The 17,448-nt window shown below is 46.5% G+C and carries 12 protein-coding genes and 4 tRNA genes; 6 read left to right on the forward strand and 10 right to left on the reverse strand.

Features of this window, described 5'->3' with window-relative positions:
• Positions 1-14: 14 nt before the first annotated feature.
• Positions 15-1,493 (reverse strand): cell envelope integrity protein CreD, encoded by a 1,479-nt coding sequence (gene creD / locus CEQ32_RS18325; protein ID WP_088586561.1) that lies wholly within the window; start codon positions 1,491-1,493, stop codon positions 15-17.
• Between the two features lie 162 nt (positions 1,494-1,655).
• Positions 1,656-2,183, reverse strand: a complete 528-nt coding sequence (locus CEQ32_RS18330) for a hypothetical protein (RefSeq protein ID WP_088586562.1) — start codon at positions 2,181-2,183, stop codon at positions 1,656-1,658.
• 235 nt (positions 2,184-2,418) lie between these two features.
• On the opposite strand from CEQ32_RS18330, the gene CEQ32_RS18335 reads away from it, so the two are divergent.
• Positions 2,419-3,585, forward strand: a complete 1,167-nt coding sequence (locus CEQ32_RS18335) for a winged helix-turn-helix domain-containing protein (protein WP_088586563.1) — start codon at positions 2,419-2,421, stop codon at positions 3,583-3,585.
• On the opposite strand, the gene CEQ32_RS18340 is transcribed toward CEQ32_RS18335, so the two are convergent.
• From CEQ32_RS18340 to CEQ32_RS18365, 6 genes are all read right to left on the reverse strand, one after another.
• Positions 3,582-3,947, reverse strand: a complete 366-nt coding sequence (locus tag CEQ32_RS18340; RefSeq protein WP_088586564.1) for a hypothetical protein — start codon at positions 3,945-3,947, stop codon at positions 3,582-3,584. The two genes, CEQ32_RS18335 and CEQ32_RS18340, sit on opposite strands and share 4 nt — an antisense overlap.
• Positions 3,948-4,005: 58 nt before the next feature.
• Positions 4,006-4,338: a hypothetical protein gene (locus CEQ32_RS18345; RefSeq protein ID WP_069454098.1), complete on the reverse strand. Its 333-nt coding sequence runs from the start codon at positions 4,336-4,338 to the stop codon at positions 4,006-4,008.
• A gap of 93 nt (positions 4,339-4,431) precedes the next feature.
• A complete protein-coding gene (gene ubiK / locus CEQ32_RS18350) occupies positions 4,432-4,686 on the reverse strand; it encodes a ubiquinone biosynthesis accessory factor UbiK (RefSeq protein ID WP_023266071.1) in 255 nt (84 codons plus the stop codon).
• A 116-nt stretch (positions 4,687-4,802) separates the two neighbouring features.
• Entirely contained in the window at positions 4,803-7,892 is a 3,090-nt protein-coding gene (locus tag CEQ32_RS18355; protein WP_088586565.1) for a multidrug efflux RND transporter permease subunit, read from the reverse strand.
• A gap of 13 nt (positions 7,893-7,905) precedes the next feature.
• Positions 7,906-9,024: an efflux RND transporter periplasmic adaptor subunit gene (locus CEQ32_RS18360; protein ID WP_037427715.1), complete on the reverse strand. Its 1,119-nt coding sequence runs from the start codon at positions 9,022-9,024 to the stop codon at positions 7,906-7,908.
• 20 nt (positions 9,025-9,044) lie between these two features.
• Positions 9,045-9,617 (reverse strand): TetR/AcrR family transcriptional regulator, encoded by a 573-nt coding sequence (locus CEQ32_RS18365; protein WP_037423387.1) that lies wholly within the window; start codon positions 9,615-9,617, stop codon positions 9,045-9,047.
• A gap of 325 nt (positions 9,618-9,942) precedes the next feature.
• On the opposite strand from CEQ32_RS18365, the gene rep reads away from it, so the two are divergent.
• Positions 9,943-11,958, forward strand: a complete 2,016-nt coding sequence (gene rep, locus CEQ32_RS18370) for a DNA helicase Rep (protein ID WP_037423389.1) — start codon at positions 9,943-9,945, stop codon at positions 11,956-11,958.
• A 20-nt stretch (positions 11,959-11,978) separates the two neighbouring features.
• On the opposite strand, the gene CEQ32_RS18375 is transcribed toward rep, so the two are convergent.
• Entirely contained in the window at positions 11,979-14,609 is a 2,631-nt protein-coding gene (locus tag CEQ32_RS18375; RefSeq protein WP_037427718.1) for a diguanylate cyclase domain-containing protein, read from the reverse strand.
• A 207-nt stretch (positions 14,610-14,816) separates the two neighbouring features.
• Between CEQ32_RS18375 and CEQ32_RS18380 the strand changes: the two genes are divergently transcribed.
• The 4 genes from CEQ32_RS18380 (at position 14,817) to CEQ32_RS18395 (ending at position 15,330) form a co-directional block, all read left to right on the forward strand.
• Positions 14,817-14,893, forward strand: a tRNA-Arg gene (locus CEQ32_RS18380).
• A 52-nt stretch (positions 14,894-14,945) separates the two neighbouring features.
• Positions 14,946-15,021: transfer RNA gene (locus CEQ32_RS18385), tRNA-His, on the forward strand.
• 102 nt (positions 15,022-15,123) lie between these two features.
• Positions 15,124-15,200, forward strand: a tRNA-Pro gene (locus CEQ32_RS18390).
• A 53-nt stretch (positions 15,201-15,253) separates the two neighbouring features.
• Positions 15,254-15,330 (forward strand) — tRNA-Pro (locus CEQ32_RS18395).
• A 193-nt stretch (positions 15,331-15,523) separates the two neighbouring features.
• Here the strand turns inward: CEQ32_RS18395 and CEQ32_RS18400 are convergent.
• Positions 15,524-17,443 (reverse strand): EAL domain-containing protein, encoded by a 1,920-nt coding sequence (locus CEQ32_RS18400; protein WP_088586566.1) that lies wholly within the window; start codon positions 17,441-17,443, stop codon positions 15,524-15,526.
• Between the last annotated feature and the right edge of the window lie 5 nt (positions 17,444-17,448).

Consider the following 17,448-nt stretch of genomic DNA (forward strand, 5'->3'; position numbering starts at 1 on the left):
TGGACCGGTAGGTGCTATTGCACTGTGTCCTTGGGTTGATGACGGGTTACGAACATCAAAATCAGTAAAACCACTAATAACAAGCCAGTACCCATCAGTAGGGCGTAATCTTCTAATTGCAGTATTGAGTACAACACCGCATACAAGCTCACCAGCATAGTGCCTACTATCGCGCCACGTTTAACGCTAGCGGTGGCACTGCCCACATAAGCGGATACCGACAGCACAGGAATACAGGCGGCGATCAGATAGGCTTGCAGGAAGGCAAGATGCTCCGAGAGTGACAGTAACAGCAGGTAGAACAGGGCCATCGCACTGCCAACCAGCATATATTGCACTGTGCTTAGGCTGGTCTTTTGACCCAGCTCGAAGATAAATAACATGATAAAAGTCAGTACGATAAACAGCAGGCCGTATTTGACTGAGCGCTCAATCTTGCCGTAATGGGTTACAGGCTCAAACAGCATGGCATTGGGGACGACTTCGGTAAGCGTCGACTGATTACTCTTAATAAACTCCTGCGGATAGTTGCGAGTTAAGTGACTGATATTCCAGTTGGCGGTAAATCCGTTGGTAGTGATTTCGCGCTCTGCTGGGAGTAAGCCTTTAAAACTCGGGTGCGGCCAGTCGGCATGGATATTCAACAAGGTTTGCTCACCTAATGGCAGGGCACTAATCGACTGAGAGCCGCGCAGTGTCATGGCAAAGTTCACGCTAAAATCACTTGCTTCGCCGACTTGGATCCCTTGGTTAAAGCCTTTCTCTAGACCACCAGTCGTCAAGCCAGTGCCCGACATCAGCGAGCCAGAGAGTAAGACTGAATCGCCTGTCACCTCAATCTTTTCCACTTTATCAATTGCTTGGTTTGATGACACACCAAAGACTAAACGGGCATTTTTGTTATCAAAGGCGATAAGGTTAGGAATGTCATAACGATTTAAGCGAAAGTCAGCCTGCCCCGTAAGCGCCGCGTTATACACCAGCGATTGATAAATGCCACGGGTACGGAAATCATGTTTTAGGTCTAAATCGAGAGTGAGCTTTTTCGGCAGAATCACCAGCTCATCTTGATAGGTGCGCTTCACTTCGTGGCGGGTTTTGCCGTCGTTACTGACTTCTTCCTGCATCACAAAATAACTGTAGGGGATTACCAACGCTGGGCCCGAGAGGGTTTGCTGCTCGCCCCATGAGCGGCCGATTTCATCGACCACACTGTTGTAAAGCATTTCGCGATCGGACGTCATATCCATAATGATCCCGAGCGGTAGCAAGGCCACAATCGACAGTATGCCAATGGTGATGGCTTTTAATAAGGTGGTGTTTTTTAATGCCGTTCCCTTTGCAGTGGTTGCTGCCCACGGCTCTTGTGTTGACATATCGGTTCCTTGATCACGATTGAGTTTTTTAAGGAGTGCGCGCGCCACTAAATAGATAGCGCCGCCAAACAGCGCCAAACTCAGTAACGTGAGCACCCAGAAAATAATGTTAAACATGGATTTCATTCCCTATGAAATACGCGCGAGTCGCCATTGCATACTATTGGGCTAACTCGATATTACGGCGGGTATTAAAGCAGATTTGCCCACGGAAGTTGCGGGCAAGTTGCTGATCAATAGTGGCAAAATTATGGCAATCGCCTTTAAGTGCGCTAAAACCTATTTTGAACTGGTGCGTTGTTTGCCAAATTTCGGGTGTTTAGCCTCAAAGTCATCTTCCTTGCGGATATGTTTGAGTAGCACCTCAAGACATTCCTTAAAGACATCGATTTCTTCGGAGTATACGGCGGCATGGTGTGAAAACCATTGGTGTTTTTCACGCTCACGATTATTGCAGTCCGGCCAAATACGTAGCTCATACTCATCGCCAATCACGACAATCGCATAGTCGATTGCGCCATTGCTAAAGCTGATGCATTGGGGCAGATACACGGGCGCTTCACCTTTGAATAGCTCGTACCAAATGGCTTCACTGCGCCAAGAGACTATGGGTAAAGGCGCTTTGATGGAGCAGCCAATCGATTGATGTTGGTTAAACAGGACTGCCTTAATATCGTCGATGCTGAAAGGTTGTAACTCGCCATTCTTTTCACCGAGTGAGTACAGCATATTCATTAAAAATGGCAGTTTAGTACCATTGCCGGTTTTACGGCCGCAGAGTTTGGCTTCGCGGTAATAGATATTCATTCATCAATCCTTAATGAGGGGCTAACCTTTGTAAGAGGGAGTTGTTTGACTCGAGGTAAGCGATAGCCCTAAGCGAGGAAATGCCATATGTTAACTCAAGTTGTACGCGAGCTGACAAATTCACGCTAAGTTTACGAAATATCCGACAAAAGTAAGAGGCTTATCCTTTTGATCATCGGTCAGTCATGGCATCAACCTTAGGGCGCAATTGTTTTTGAGCATTTTGGGAGAATTTATGTCGAGTCCTTTTTCACCCCGTGAGTGGTTGCAATTGAATATGCAACAGCAGGGCTTATTACAACCGCAGACTTCGGTCTGTGAGCTGATTAGCCGTCTCGGGTATGTGCAAATCGATTCGATTAATGTGGTCGAGCGGGCGCACCACCATGTGTTGCATAGCCGGATACCACAGTATCAACCGCAGATGTTAGATACAGCGTTAGCTCAGGGCGAGATTTTTGAATATTGGTCCCATGCGGCGGCCTATTTGCCGATTGCCGACTACCGTTTTAGTTTGCAACGTAAACAACAGCTGCAAAATGGCGGCAAACATTGGTTTGAGCCAGACGATAACGCGATGCAGGAAGTGCGTGCCCGCATTCGCGCCGAAGGACCACTTAAAGCTAGTGACTTTGAACATGCCGAAGGCAAAAACGGTGCCTGGTGGGATTGGAAGCCCGCCAAAAAGGCGCTAGAGCAGTTGTTTATGCGCGGCGAGTTAATGGTGGTGCGCAGGGATAAATTTCAAAAATGCTATGATTTGACTGAGCGCGTGCTGCCAGAGCATATCAATACCCAAGCGCCAAGCGAGAGCGAATTTGCTTGCCACTTGATTGAGCGTTATCTCGATGCCCATGCCTTTGGCTCGGCAGCGCAAATCACTTATCTGCGCAAAGGCATAAAAGCTAATGTGAATGAGCAATTAGCCGCTATGCAGTCTCAAGGTGAGTTGACAAGCTTTAAGGCCGAAGGGCAATGGTATTTTTACCGCCCTGAGTTGCAGTTAACCGCTGCAATGCCCAACCGAGTCTGGTTACTCAATCCCTTCGATAATCTATTAATTCAGCGGCAACGATTAAAGCAATGGTTTGATTTTGATTACCAAATTGAAGTCTATGTGCCTGCCGAAAAACGCCAATATGGCTATTATTCCCTCGCTATTTTGTGGCGGGATCGCTTCGTTGGCCGCGTGGATGTTAAAGCTGATAGGCAAAGCGGTTTATTGTTACTGCAACAACTGACCTTAGAAGAAGGATTCGATGGTATCGATGATGGCTTTTGTGCGGTATTTGAGGCGGCAGTTGCTGAGTATGCGCGCTTTAATGGTTGCAGCCGCTGGAAGCTGGTGAAGGCTAACCATAAGGCATTTAAACAACTATACGCACGGCAGCAGAAGATCTAATCGGGATCTTTGTCGTTATCTGGGCATTTGTTTTTAGATGGTACATCCATCCAGCGAAAGCACGGGTACAGCAAGGCCAAAAAGATCAGTGGCAGTGCGGCATAGGCTAAGGATGATGAATCCTTGGTTCCCCGCGCGAGCCAGTAGCAGGGAATATACACTAAGGGATAGGCAAGGGTTCCCCACAGAAAACTCTTATTCATCAGCCGGTAAAACCAGTGCACGTTAATCGTGGTTCGGCTGGCAAGTCCCATCAGGCTGGCGAGGGCTACAAAGGGATAACTGAGTAGTGGCAGGCCGCCAAGGAGCAACAATCCCCAAAGCAGATAGTCCTGATTAAAAGTGGTGCTTGCGATATCCATTGTCTTCTTCCCTGACGATTCGAGCTCTGGCGCTAGGTCTAGGCGCCGACGGCTATTCTTACTCGTTAAGCCCTTGCTGCATCTTAAGCCAAAAGCCTTGTTGGCAGAGATTGCTAAAGGACTTTTGCTGCGGCGAAATCGCGATATTGGCGGTGACGACTCGATAACTCAACCAATAATCCTCACAAATCGCGTTTGGCTCATCAGCCTGTTTATCTTGCTCGCTTAACAGACTGACCACAACCCCGTTGTCGAAGTGATATAAGGTCAAAGATTCACACATTTCAGCATTATCGTCTCGATAACTTTGCTGCTCTTGGGTGTGGCTCACCACTGAAACTGGGCTAGGATAGCCTTGAATAGCAAGGATGTAGCTGGCGAGTTGTTGCATTATTTCCCTAAGTGACTTAATGCTTGAAGTGTTAAAACAAAAAAGCACAGCTGCGCCATCGCTAACTGTGCTCTTTCAAACACGCATTATAAGTTAGTCCGCGGCGTTTAGCTTTTTCTCAAGCTCATTCACTTGTGCTTGCAGGGCTTCTAATTTCTCGCGGGTTTTCAGTAATACATGCTGCTGTACTTCAAACTCCTCACGGGACACCATATCCAACTTGAGCAATTGATTTTGCAGCACTTGCTTGCTGCGCTCTTCAAATTCGCCGGCAAATTGCTTAAGACCGCTGGGCAGGCTATCGCTCAGTTGCTTCGCCATTTCTTCGATTTTCTTTGGATTGATCATCTTCTTGTCCGCCTCTTTACTGAATGTGGGGATTGTAACCTAGTACGTTGGCTTTCAAAAGAAAACCGCCTTGCAAAACCTACGTCTTAAGGGACGTAGGTTTTACTTGGATGCGGTTAGCTGTTGTGGGCTAGCCCGTCGGTATCTTCGTCAAACACGGGCAAAGGCTCATGTTTTTCAGCAAGATAGGTATAAATCACCGGTAATACAAACAGGGTGAAAATGGTCCCAATTGATAAACCTGCGACAATCACAATACCGATATTAAAGCGTGCTACCGCACCTGCGCCGGAAGCAAACAATAGCGGTAACAGACCCGCAATCATCGCTGCTGTGGTCATTAAAATCGGGCGTAAGCGGATGGTTGCCGCCAGTTTAATCGCCTCAAGTTTAGATAGCCCACGGTGGAGTTGTTCCTCTTTGGCCACTTCGCACATCAAGATCCCGTGTTTAGTGATAAGACCCACTAAGGTAATTAATCCTACTTGGGTGTAGATATTAATTTTGGCTAAGCCAAACACATGGGTCCACCCGAGTACAATCAAGGCGCCGCTAATCGCCAGCGGCACAGATACCAAGATGACTAAGGGATCTTTAAGGCTTTCAAATTGGCTGGCGAGTACTAAGAAAATAATCGCAATTGCCAGTAAGAAAGTGGCATAAAGTGCTGAACCTTCAGTGACAAACTGGCGCGCTTCACCGAGGAAGTCGTAGCTATAACCCTTAGGTAACTCGTTATCGCCAATATTTTGCAAAAAGCTGATGGCATCACCAATGGCTACGCCTGGCGCGGCTACACCACCCACAGTCAAGGCATTCATTTGGTTAAAGTGCGGCAGTGAGCGAGGCTCGGCCACCATTTCAATATCAACCAAGCTGGATAGCGGAATGGATTTACCATCGGCGGCTTTGACATAGTAATTAGCCAGCGATTCTGGGTTCGCCCGCAGTTTACGCTCCACCTGTGGGATCACTTCGTAGGAGCGACCATCCAAGTTAATGCGATTCACATAGCCATCACTCATCATGGTGGCGAGTGTGATCCCGATATCTTGCATGGTCACGCCGTAGGTCCCGGCTAAGTCACGCTTGATATGCAGTTTCATTGTGCCTGAATCAAATTTCAGGTTGATTTCTGAGTACACAAACAAGGGACTCTTTTGCACCTTTTCCAGTACGCTGGTACCGATTTGGAAGAGGCTGGCGAAGGAGTTTGATGTAGTAATCACAAACTGAATCGGTAAACCACTCGACGCCCCAGGCAGCTCAGGCATTTGGAACGTTGTAATCGCCATTCCAGGAATGTGCTTCACTTCTTTAGCAAAAAACTCCTGCATTTGTTTTTGGCTCTTATCCCGCTCACTCCAAGGCACTAATGGCGCGATCCCGAAGGCTTGGCTGGAACTTGGTACGCCCACGAAGGCGAGTGACGCGGCCGATTCAGGCTGTGCCTTAATCATATCCGTGACTAAACCCATATTGGCTTGGATGTAGTCCAAGTTAGCGGTCGAAGGTGCCGTGCCCATCATCATTACCACGCCTTTATCTTCGTTGGGCGCCAGTTCTGACGGGATAAACTTAAACAACACAGGCAGTGAAGCGAACACGATAATCGCAAAGGCGACGATCACTGGGCGATGTAACATCACCGCATCTAGCATGTTGCTGTAACGGCGAGTCAGGCCCGTGAGGAAGTTTTCGACTCCCATTTCGAACCGATTAGGTGCGGTATGGGGTTTGAGAATTTTGGCACACATCATGGGTGACAGTGTCAGTGCCACTATGCCCGAGATAAACACAGAACCTGCGAGTGTAAGGGCAAACTCCTTAAATAATGAGCCGGTGATCCCACCCATTAAGGCAATCGGCGCATAAACTGCGGCGAGGGTTATGGTCATGGAGATCACTGGCACAGCGATTTCGCGGGTACCGATAATCGCGGCTCTAAAGGGCGACTCACCCAGCTTAATATGCCTGTCGACGTTTTCGACCACCACAATCGCATCGTCAACCACCAAACCAATGGCGAGCACCATGGCAAGCAGGGTCATGAGATTGAGCGTAAAACCAAACATCTGCATGATGATGGCAACCCCAATCAGCGAGAGCGGAATGGTTACAATGGGGATCACCACGGCGCGAAGCGAACCTAAGAAGAGGGTGATCACCACGATAACAATAATCGCGGCTTCACCAATGGTTTTAACCACTTCTTTAATCGATTCATCAATTGCGAGTGAGGAGTCGTAGAGAATGCTCGAACCAATGGATGGCGGTAAGTTACGCTCGATTTCAGGTAATAGGGCGCGGGTATCTGCCGCGACGGTAAGCGGGTTCGCCGTTGGCGTGACATCAAGGCCGATGACCACGGCTTCTTTGCCATTGGCTAAGGCGCGGTAGATATCGTGGCTCTTTTCGAGGCTAACATCGGCAATATCACCGAGACGGACGACTAAACCGTCCTTACTGCCGATCACTAAGCGTTTTAACTCTTCGATGGTAGCAACTTGGGTGTCTGCGGTGCCGTTAAAAAGGGTGTAAACACTGTTGGTTTGACCCACCGCTGACTGGTAGTTGTTCGCCTGCAATACTTGCATTACATCGCTGGAGGAGAGGGTAAACGCCCCCATTCTGGCCGGATCGAGCCAAATACGCATGGCGTATTTAATACCACCGTATAAATTCACCTTAGCAACGCCGTCAATGGTAAAGAGCTGGGGTTTGACGACACGCTCAAGGTAATCCGTTAGCTGGCTTGAGTTAATCTGGTCACTAAAAAATGAAATATACAGTACAGAGGTTTGCGAGCCAGTGGACATTTCAACACTGGGATCTTCAGCCTCTTTGGGCAATTGCGATCTCACCGAGTTTACTTTGGCGAGAATATCGGCCAAGGCGCCATTCGGATCGGTATTGAGCTTCATATACACCGAAATTTTCGAGGTGCCGAGAAAGCTCTCTGAGGTCATAAAGTCAACGTTATCGGCCTGCGCTAGCGCTTGCTCTAACGGTTGTGTAATAAAACCTTGGATTAGATTTGCATCCGCGCCGTAATAACTGGTCGATACCGTGACTACGGTATTCGTCATCTTCGGATATTCACGCACTTGCATGCTATTGAGGGCATTAAAGCCTAACAGCAGCAAGAGAAAGCTGATTGAGGCGGCGAGTACGGGTCGCCTAATAAAGATATCTGTAAAGCGCATTATCTTGCTCCTATTACAGCTTTGGCATAGTGTCGGAGTGGGTCAGGGCTTGGTCTTCAACCACTGTCACTTTACTGTTGTTACTGAGGCGAATTTGCCCTGAGGTGACAATACGATCTCCCGCTTTTAACGCTCCACTCACCAGCGCGTTATTGCCGTTACGCTCTAATACCGTCAGGTTGATTTGCTCGACTCTAGCCAGCTTTTTACCGTTTTCTTCGACCTCTTTGATGAGGTAAATAGAGTTACCATAAAGGGTAAAGTTGATGGCGGTTTGTGGCAGTACAAACTGATCGTTCAGTTCTGGCAATAGGATGGATACTCGGGCAAACATCCCGCTACGCAGTTTGGCGTTATCGTTAGAAATGCGTGCTTGCACTTGGATCAAACCGCTTTGGTAAAACACGGCGGGTTCAATCGCGGCAATTTCACCTTCGAAGGGTTGCTCAGGATAAGAGTCCACAAACACATGGATTTTTTGGCCTACGGCAATACGAGGTAATTGGGTTTGCGGAATAGTGAAGCGGATTTTCATTGTGCTGATATCTTCGAGACGCACAATATCGGTACCAGGCTGAAGATATTCACCTAAGTTAATGTTACGAATACCCACTAAACCACTGAAAGGCGCACTGATTTCACGGCGCTCGATAGTGGCTTTTAAGCTTTCAATATCCGCCTGTAAGGCCAGATATTTAGATTCACTATTATCTAAATCCTGTTTAGAGACTGACTTTTGCGCATAGAGTTTTGAAAGGCGTTTGAAGTCGGCCTCAGCGGCGGGCAGTTGTACCATTTTGCTTTTAAGGTTGGCTCTTTCCACTTTGGCATCGAGTTCGGCCAGCAGTTGGCCTTTTTCCACTCGGCTACCGTTTTCAAAATTAATACTGGTGACGCGTCCTGCTAATTCGTTGGAGATGGTCACCCCTTGATGCGGCTCAACAAAGCCAATCGCATCAATTGTGGGTTGCCACTTTTGCATATCTAATGTCATGGCTGTTACAGGAAACTCAGCCTCTGGCATATTGGCGATCGCCTCGGCGATTTTATTTTTTACCATCAGGTTAAAGCCGATCACTGAGCCAAAGGCAAGTACAGCGATCGCTAGCATACTTAGAGTCCATTTTTTCATGGTGCTAAAGATTCCTAGAGTTAAAGTTGAAGATTGATTGAAATGGCCTTTAGGCATAATTCACATGCCCGCCGGATTTCATTTTCTGTACATTCCAAATGGCCTCGCCGTAGGCGTTTGCCTATGGCGATAGCCGGCTCAAAGGCGATAGAAAACAACAAGGTATTATCAAGCTTTTGAATCATTCCTTGGTTTTTTGCCTGCTCAAATAATTGGTGTAGCGGTTGAAATATTTCTCTTTCAAATGCTTGGTGCTCAGGTGCATCTACCCCTGGGAGGTGGGAATACTGAGCAAAACTCAAATTTGCATGGGATTGTTCACGACCCAGTTCAACAATCTTGAACCATAGGCGGCGAAATTTTTCGTCAAAGCTGCCTTCATTAATGTTTTCAAGCAACTTGCTGGCAATTTGTTGTAATACGTCTTTACGCAGTTCAATGATCAAATCTTCTTTATCTTTGAAGTAGCGGTAGATCGTACCTGCGGCAACGCCTGCATCTACTGCTAGTTTTTGCATTGAAAGGTTATGTAAGCCTGCTGTCGCAATGATTTTTTCGGCGGAGCGAAGTATTAAGTCACGTTTGTTATCCATTCTGCTTTCCGATATCGACATCTATGAATGAACGTTCATCCATGCGGAATTCTACTGCGCATTATCAACCTTAGCAACAAATTAGCTCAAAAAATGGCAAAAGTGTGATTTAAGAAAGTTATTTTGTAATAAGCTTGCCTGCACACTGATTGCAGCATATTTGACTGGTTTTTAGGATGTCATATTCAAATGCTTATTCATTTGAAGAGACGAGTCATTTCTATTGTTTGCTCAATTGATATCTGGGGATTTGTTGGCCTTAAAACCTTCGCTTCTGCTATGATCCCATCCCCCTTCTGAAGACTTGTTTGGATATTGCGCGACGATGAAACTCAATCCTGCCCAAAATGATGCCGTTCATTATGTTTCTGGGCCTTGCTTAGTATTAGCGGGCGCGGGCAGTGGCAAAACGCGGGTAATTATCAACAAGATTGCCTATCTAGTGCAAAAGTGTGGCTACAATGCCCGCAATATCGCCGCCGTGACGTTTACCAACAAAGCGGCGCGCGAGATGAAGGAGCGGGTCGCACAGTCTATGGGGCGTAAAGAGGCTAGAGGTTTATGGATTTCGACCTTCCATACCTTAGGTCTTGAGATTGTAAAACGTGAGCATAAAGTGCTGGGTTTAAAGCCTGGGTTCTCGTTATTCGATGACCAAGATACGCTTGCGCTCCTTAAAGAGCTGACTCAAAAAGAATTACAGGAAGATAAAGATTTACTCAAAGCCTTGGCAAGCAGCATCTCCAATTGGAAGGGCGGGCTGATTATTCCCGACCAAGCGCGCAAGCTGGCAAAGGATGAACAGCAGCAGTTGTTCGCCCTGTTGTATCAGCGTTATGCCCAGCATATGAAAGCCTACAACGCTTTGGATTTTGATGACTTAATTCTGCTGCCAACCCTATTGTTACGCCATCATGAAGAAGTGCGTACGCGCTGGCAAACCAAGATCCAATACCTGCTGGTGGACGAGTATCAGGATACCAACACTTCCCAATATGAAATGGTCAAGCTACTGGTGGGCGAGCGCGCGCGCTTTACTGTGGTGGGGGACGATGACCAGTCCATCTATTCGTGGCGTGGTGCTAAGCCGCAGAACTTAGTGCTGTTGGGCAAAGACTTCCCAAAGCTTAAGTTGATTAAACTTGAGCAAAATTATCGTTCTAGCCAACGCATTTTGCGGGCGGCTAACATCCTTATCGCCAACAATCCCCATGTGTATGATAAGTCACTATTTAGTGAATTAGCCTACGGCGAGCCGATGCGGGTGCTGTTTGCTGCCAATGAGGAACAAGAAGCCGAGCGCGTGGTCGCCGAAATCATTCGCCACAAATTTGTCGGCCGTACCCAATTTGGTGATTACGCAATTCTGTATCGCGGTAACCACCAGTCTCGCCTACTTGAGCGGGCGTTGATGACGAACCGTATCCCTTACAAGCTAAGCGGCGGCACTTCGTTTTTCGCCCGTGCCGAGATTAAAGACATCATGGGCTACCTTAAACTGGTGGTAAATCCTGACGATGATAACGCCTTTTTACGTGTGGTTAACTTACCTAAACGGGGTATTGGTCCATCCACCTTGGAGCGTTTGGGTAACTTTGCCAACGAGAAACATATCTCCATGTTCGAGGCGATTTTTGATCCTGAGCTGAATCATCATTTACCACCTAATGCCATGTCAGCCTTGTATCAATTTGGCCGCTTTATTGTCGATACGGGCGAGCATGCCGAGCGGGGAGAACCGGTTGAAGCCGTAAAACAATTGATCCGTAAGATTAATTACGAAGACTATTTATACGAGACCAGTACCAGTGCGAAGGCCGCCGAAATGCGGATGAAAAACATCTCCGAGTTGTATCGCTGGGTGACGGAAATGCTCTCTGGGGATGAATTAGATGAACCTATGACCTTGCCCGAAGTGGTTAACCGCCTAACGCTTAGAGATATGATGGAGCGTAACAGCGAAGATGAAGGCGGCGATCAGGTGCAATTAATGACGCTGCATGCCTCTAAAGGGCTGGAATTCCCCTTCGTGTTTATGGTGGGGGTTGAGGAGCGCATTCTGCCGCATCAAACCAGCATAGATGAAGATAATGTTGATGAAGAACGTCGTCTTGCCTATGTGGGGATAACGCGGGCACAACGTGAGCTATGGTTCACCCTCTGTCGTGAGCGTCGCCAGTTTGGTGAAACTATGCGCTGCGAGCCGAGCCGCTTTCTGCATGAGTTACCGCAGGATGACCTTATTTGGGAAAACCGTAAGCCACAGCAAACAGAGCAAGAGCGAATGCAGACCGGGCGCAGCCATATCTCGAATTTAAGAGATATGTTTAAGAAGTCTTAATTAATCATGTAATTGCAGTTTTAGGCGCAAACCTGATGCAGGGTTTCCACTAAGGTAAAAGGGTGGGCTATGGCACTACCCTGGCCGAAGCGATAACCTAGTGCATTGAATATATTGATTTGCTCAGGGTGATGAAGTCCGTCAACAAAGGTTTGTAAGTTTAAGGTTGAGGCTGCCTTTTGATAGGCAGACATCAGCTTTATGTGTTGTTCATCTTGCAGTTGTTTCGTGATATTCGCATCAAGCTTTAAGCCTTTTACAGGGAGGAATAACAAACTGTTTAACGCACTGTGGCCGCTTCCGTAGTGGCTAATCCCTAAGTTAACCCCCTGCTTATTTAATAATTCAAAGCCGCTTATGTGGTTCTCTGTTTCTTGAACTAAGGCTTTTTCATTAAAAAATAACCATAGCTGCGGGAGAGGAAGCTGAGTTTGTTTGAGCGCATTTTTAAGACCACGAAGTACATGCTTGTGTTTAAGATGTTGACTGGAAAGCATAAGGTGTAAATCAAGGTTATCTCCATGGCTCACAACGAGCTGGTGATAATGCTTATTCAGTAAGTTAATTGCATACTTATCCAACTCAACCATGAGGTTAGCTTGCTCAGCTAATTGGCTTAAAACTTCGTGCGGAATACTTCCCCATACGGGATGCTCCCAAATTAATCGACACTCAAAAGCATGGGGTTGTAGAGTCTGTAAATCAACAATTGGGAGAAGATTGAGTTGTAACTCCTCTGCTTGCAGCGCCTGTTTAAAATCATTCTCGAAGGCAATATCCTGGATTTTTTGCTGTGACGCGCTATCGTCAAAAATAACATAACAACCTTTGCCATTCGCCTTGGCTTGGTACATTGCGGTGTCGGCATTACGTAGCATCGATTCACTGGTATCTAACTTATTACCACTAATGGTTATGCCGATACTGGCACCTGAGTGAAACTCGATTGTCCCTAATTTGTAGGATTGTGAGACTTTTTGAATGACTCGTTCGGCCACATCACGGGCATCGTTGATGCCGTTGATGGTATCGAGCAGGATAACAAACTCATCACCACCGAGTCTTGCCAAGGTATCGTTGCTACGGATGCAGCCGCGTAAGCGAGTGGCGGTTTCAATTAAGAATCTATCGCCCTCCAAATGTCCCATAGTATCGTTAATCTGCTTAAAGCGGTCGAGGTCGATAAACAGCAGGGCAAACTGTTCTAGGCTATGGCGGCGAACATGTTTGATAGCCTGATTGAGACGCTCCATAAACATCGCACGATTGGGCAATCCTGTGAGCGCATCGTGTTTGGCATCATGGACGAGTTTAGCTTCCATATTACGGCGCTGACGGATCTCTTTCTCTAGGTCCTTATTGAGCTCAGCGAGTGCAGTTGTACGAGCTGCAACCTTTTCCTCTAGTTCTTCATAGCTGCGGCGTAATGACTCTGCAGCGAGTTTTTTCTCGATAGCAGCACCGATATGTTGTGACACAAAGGTGAGTAACTCCAAGTCTTTCGTTTGGTAGTTTTGGGTCATGCTAAAGCTATAAATGGTTAGCGCACCTCGTACTACATCATGGATAAACAGTGGGATACCTATCCATTGATGCATTGTTTGAGTGTGATTAAGTGCGGGTGCCTTAGCGTAAATTTCTTTTGAGGCAATCAAACCATGAATATCATTCTGGTCTAGCAGTAGTGGACGTTTGTGTTTGAGCACATACTCCGTAAGCCCATCCTGTAATGGCCGAGTCCCAGGGTGTTGGTTACCTAATTGGGAAACGTAAAACGGGAAGGTTAAGTGGGTACCTTGTTCATTTAGCAGTGCGATGTAACAGTTATTGGCAGGAATAAGGTGCCGAATCACATTATGTAGCTGTGCATAAAATTCAGGATTATCTGAACTAGAGCTTGCTAGTTCTGCTATTTCAAATAAGGATTTTTGCAGCCGCTCGGCTCTGCGTCTTTCATACACTTCTTGCTTGAGCTTGTCATAGGCTTGGCTAAGCTCTTTAGTTCGTTGTTGTATTGCTTGCTCTAGCTGTTCTTGGTGCTTAAGTCTTTCCATCACGCCAGCAATATGGTGACAAATAAAGGTCATTAACTCGACCTCGATATCGCCATAACTGACATTAGTATCATAGGTTTGTACTACCAGTACGGCAGTGACTATGCCTTCATGCTTGATGGGCACTCCAAGCCAAAGGTGGCAAGGAGAACCTAAATTGACGATTTCCTCTGCTTCGACCAGCTCTTCAACCTTGGATTCATCGCATAGTAGGGTTTTTCCTGTGCGAAAAACGTAACCAGTTAATCCTTGTTGCAACAGCGTTGATAGGGATTGCTCGGGATAAAGCTGGGCAGGATGGGCATCTTTTTCATCGGCAAAGAAGGGAACCGAAATAGTGTTGGTATTGATATCGAGAGTAGCGATAAAAAAATTATCAGCAGAAATAAGCTTTTTTAGGTGGTGGTGAACCCCTAAATAGAATTCTTCGAGGGAAGGAACCTGAGTGGCAATATGGGATAATTCGAGTAACGCATTTTGAACGATCTCCGCCCGCTTGTACTTATGCGCCAAATATTTAAGGCGATTAAGTCTTTTTTTTAAGCGTTCAAGCTCAGGAGCTCGAGGTTGGGTAGTTTCATCTTCATCCCTAAACATGATACTCACTAATCAGTTCTGCGTTAATTGTTGCCAAACGTTATAATTAGCACGAAATACCGTAACATCCAAGTCATATTTTAACTGTGTTTTCGCTGAAAAAGCATGCTAATGTATCAAAACTTGAGCAGTCAGTAAAAAAAGTGCAAAACAGCTATAGACTCAAAGGCTATTTGTCCATACTATATGCGGCGCTAACCAAGGCGAGCGCCCATAGCTCAGCTGGATAGAGCGCACCCCTCCGGAGGGTGAGGCCGAAGGTTCGAATCCTTTTGGGCGCACCATCTCTCCGAATGAGTTGTGAGCTTGAGGTTAGCAGTAAAGTGAAATTCAGTGGTGATTGTAGCTCAGTTGGTAGAGTCCCGGATTGTGATTCCGGTTGTCGTGGGTTCGAGCCCCATCAGTCACCCCATTTCATTTAACATCTCGGTGATTAGCGCAGTCCGATAGCGCATCCAGATTTTTGGATAAGAGCGGACCAGAGGGTTTTACTCTCTTTAGCTAAAGTAAATTTCGGTGATTAGCGCAGTCCGGTAGCGCATCTGGTTTGGGACCAGAGGGTCAGAGGTTCGAATCCTCTATCACCGACCACATTCTTCGCATAACTAGCGCGTTTGAGTTTTCAAGCAAATAGTTAACAGTTACGGTGATTAGCGCAGTCCGGTAGCGCATCTGGTTTGGGACCAGAGGGTCAGAGGTTCGAATCCTCTATCACCGACCAATTACACTGAAGCCTCAGAATTTCGAAAGAAGTACTGAGGCTTTTTTGTATTTGTCTCTTGGTACTGTTTTGCCATTCGTATCTTGCTGGCGCGTTGTGATTGCATGACATGGTGCTGCGAGGATTCAAGGCCGTTAGCAACATCTCAAATAATTAAGGCTCCCGAAGGAGCCTTAATGCAATGGTATTCGATTTAGTCGATATTTTCTGGCGGGACAATGAAGCCCTGATAGGCATCCGTTTTTAGCTCATTGAAGCGCTCTAGCTGAGCCTTTTCTTGAATTCCTGTCACTATCACCTGAATATCTAATCCTCTAGCTACATTGATAATCGCACGGCAGAGCTCGCTATTATGTGATGCTTCGTCATAGTAAGAGAAAGATTGGTCAAGTTTAACGTAACTTGGTCTTAGCTCTTGGAGGTAAGACATGGAGCCAAATTGACGGCCGAAGTGGTCTATACCAAATTTTGCACCATTGTCTCTAATGATATTGCAAAGGCGAGTACAGGATTCTAAATCGCTATAAACTCCCGCTTCAGGGATCTCAAAGCAAATCCGTTCAACCTGTGGAGCACTGCGCAGGAAGTGATTAAGCCAGTCGTGGAACTGGGGATCACTAATACTTTGATGCGTTAGGTTGATTGCGAGTGGCTCATAGTTACGCTCAAGCAGTTTTTGCTCGTAGACTGTCTCAATGAGGCATTTATCGAGTAATGAGCCGAGTGAGAGTAGCTCGATATACGGCATAAACTGGCCTGCATGAGCAAGCTTATCACCCAACTCGAGTTGGCAATAAAGTTCTCTTTGGCTCACGCCATCGCCATTACAAAATTGGATCGGTTGCCAACGAAACTTGAATTTTTTGTTGCTAATGGCGTGGCTAAGGTTATCGCGCCATTGTTCTCGGGTGAAAAGCTGTTGTTCGGTTGTCTCGAACCAATGGAAGGTCTTATTTTCTTTGAGTGCTTTTTGCAGGGCGTTGTCTGCTTGGGCAAGAATATCGGATACCTTCATTTGGCCAATACGTTCAGCGACACCAATGGCGAAGTTTTCATTGGGTTTACAGCCCGCTTTAGAAATTTCTTGGTTAATGGTGCGGATCAGCGTTTGCAGGTATTTGCTAATTTGATCGTGCTCGACATCGGTAACTAGGAAGGAAAACTCAAATGCGGCAATTCGTGCAATCACAGAAGGTGTGATCTCATTTAATTGCTGAACTAGTTTTTCGGCCAATAGGCGAATGGTTTCATCGCGAACCTGATAGCCATATTTACTGTGAACTTCTTCGAGCCAGTCTAGCTTAGCTAAAAATAGGGCACCGCTACTTGGTTCGCTTAGCCAGCCATTGAGACGGCTCACCACATATTGGCGGTTAGGCAGTCCAGAGGCGGGGTCTGTGAGATTCTTTTTACGTAAAGTACCAACTTCTTCATCGAGCGATTGGAAGAGTTGTTTAAGTTGAGCTGACATACTGTTGAATGCGGTAACGAGATCTTTGAGTTCTGTGGTCTTAGGCAAGGGCATATCGGGGCCAAACTGGCGCGCAGCAATCTTTTTAGCATGATCAGATAAAGCGTGGAGTGGTTTTAGGATCCAAGTTAATCCTAATCTTGCAGTAAAAATTGCGACTAAAAACAGCAATGAAAAGGCGATAATGGTATTTGACATAATTCGCCATAATTCATGGTAACCAAAACCTGGGTGCGCAGTGATTTCTAGTTGAGCCAGTTGTAACCATCCAGAGGTAATAGTGCTTTCTTTTTTGATTGTCTTAAATAGTTTTAAATTGATGAACCATTGGGGCACATCTTCAATTTTTAGCGGGTTATTCCATTCCTGTTGTTTGCCATCAACCATCCAAGTCAACTTGATATTTTGATAATAGCCGCCTTCAAAAATAACGTTAACTAAGGTTTCGGCAGCCGCAGTATCGCCAGCTTCAAGTGCAGGAGTAAGCATTAATCCAAGCGAAGTACTGGCGTTGTTTAGATCCGATTCCATTTGCTTGGTTAAAAAGCTTTGAGTCTCAGTGAATTGCACATAGCCAAGGCTTGCTACTACTAACAAAAACAGGCTAAAAAGCAGCGAATAAATCTGTCTAAACAGTGTCATCTTGG

Source organism: Shewanella sp. FDAARGOS_354 (assembly GCF_002209245.2).
Taxonomy (GTDB): domain Bacteria; phylum Pseudomonadota; class Gammaproteobacteria; order Enterobacterales; family Shewanellaceae; genus Shewanella; species Shewanella xiamenensis.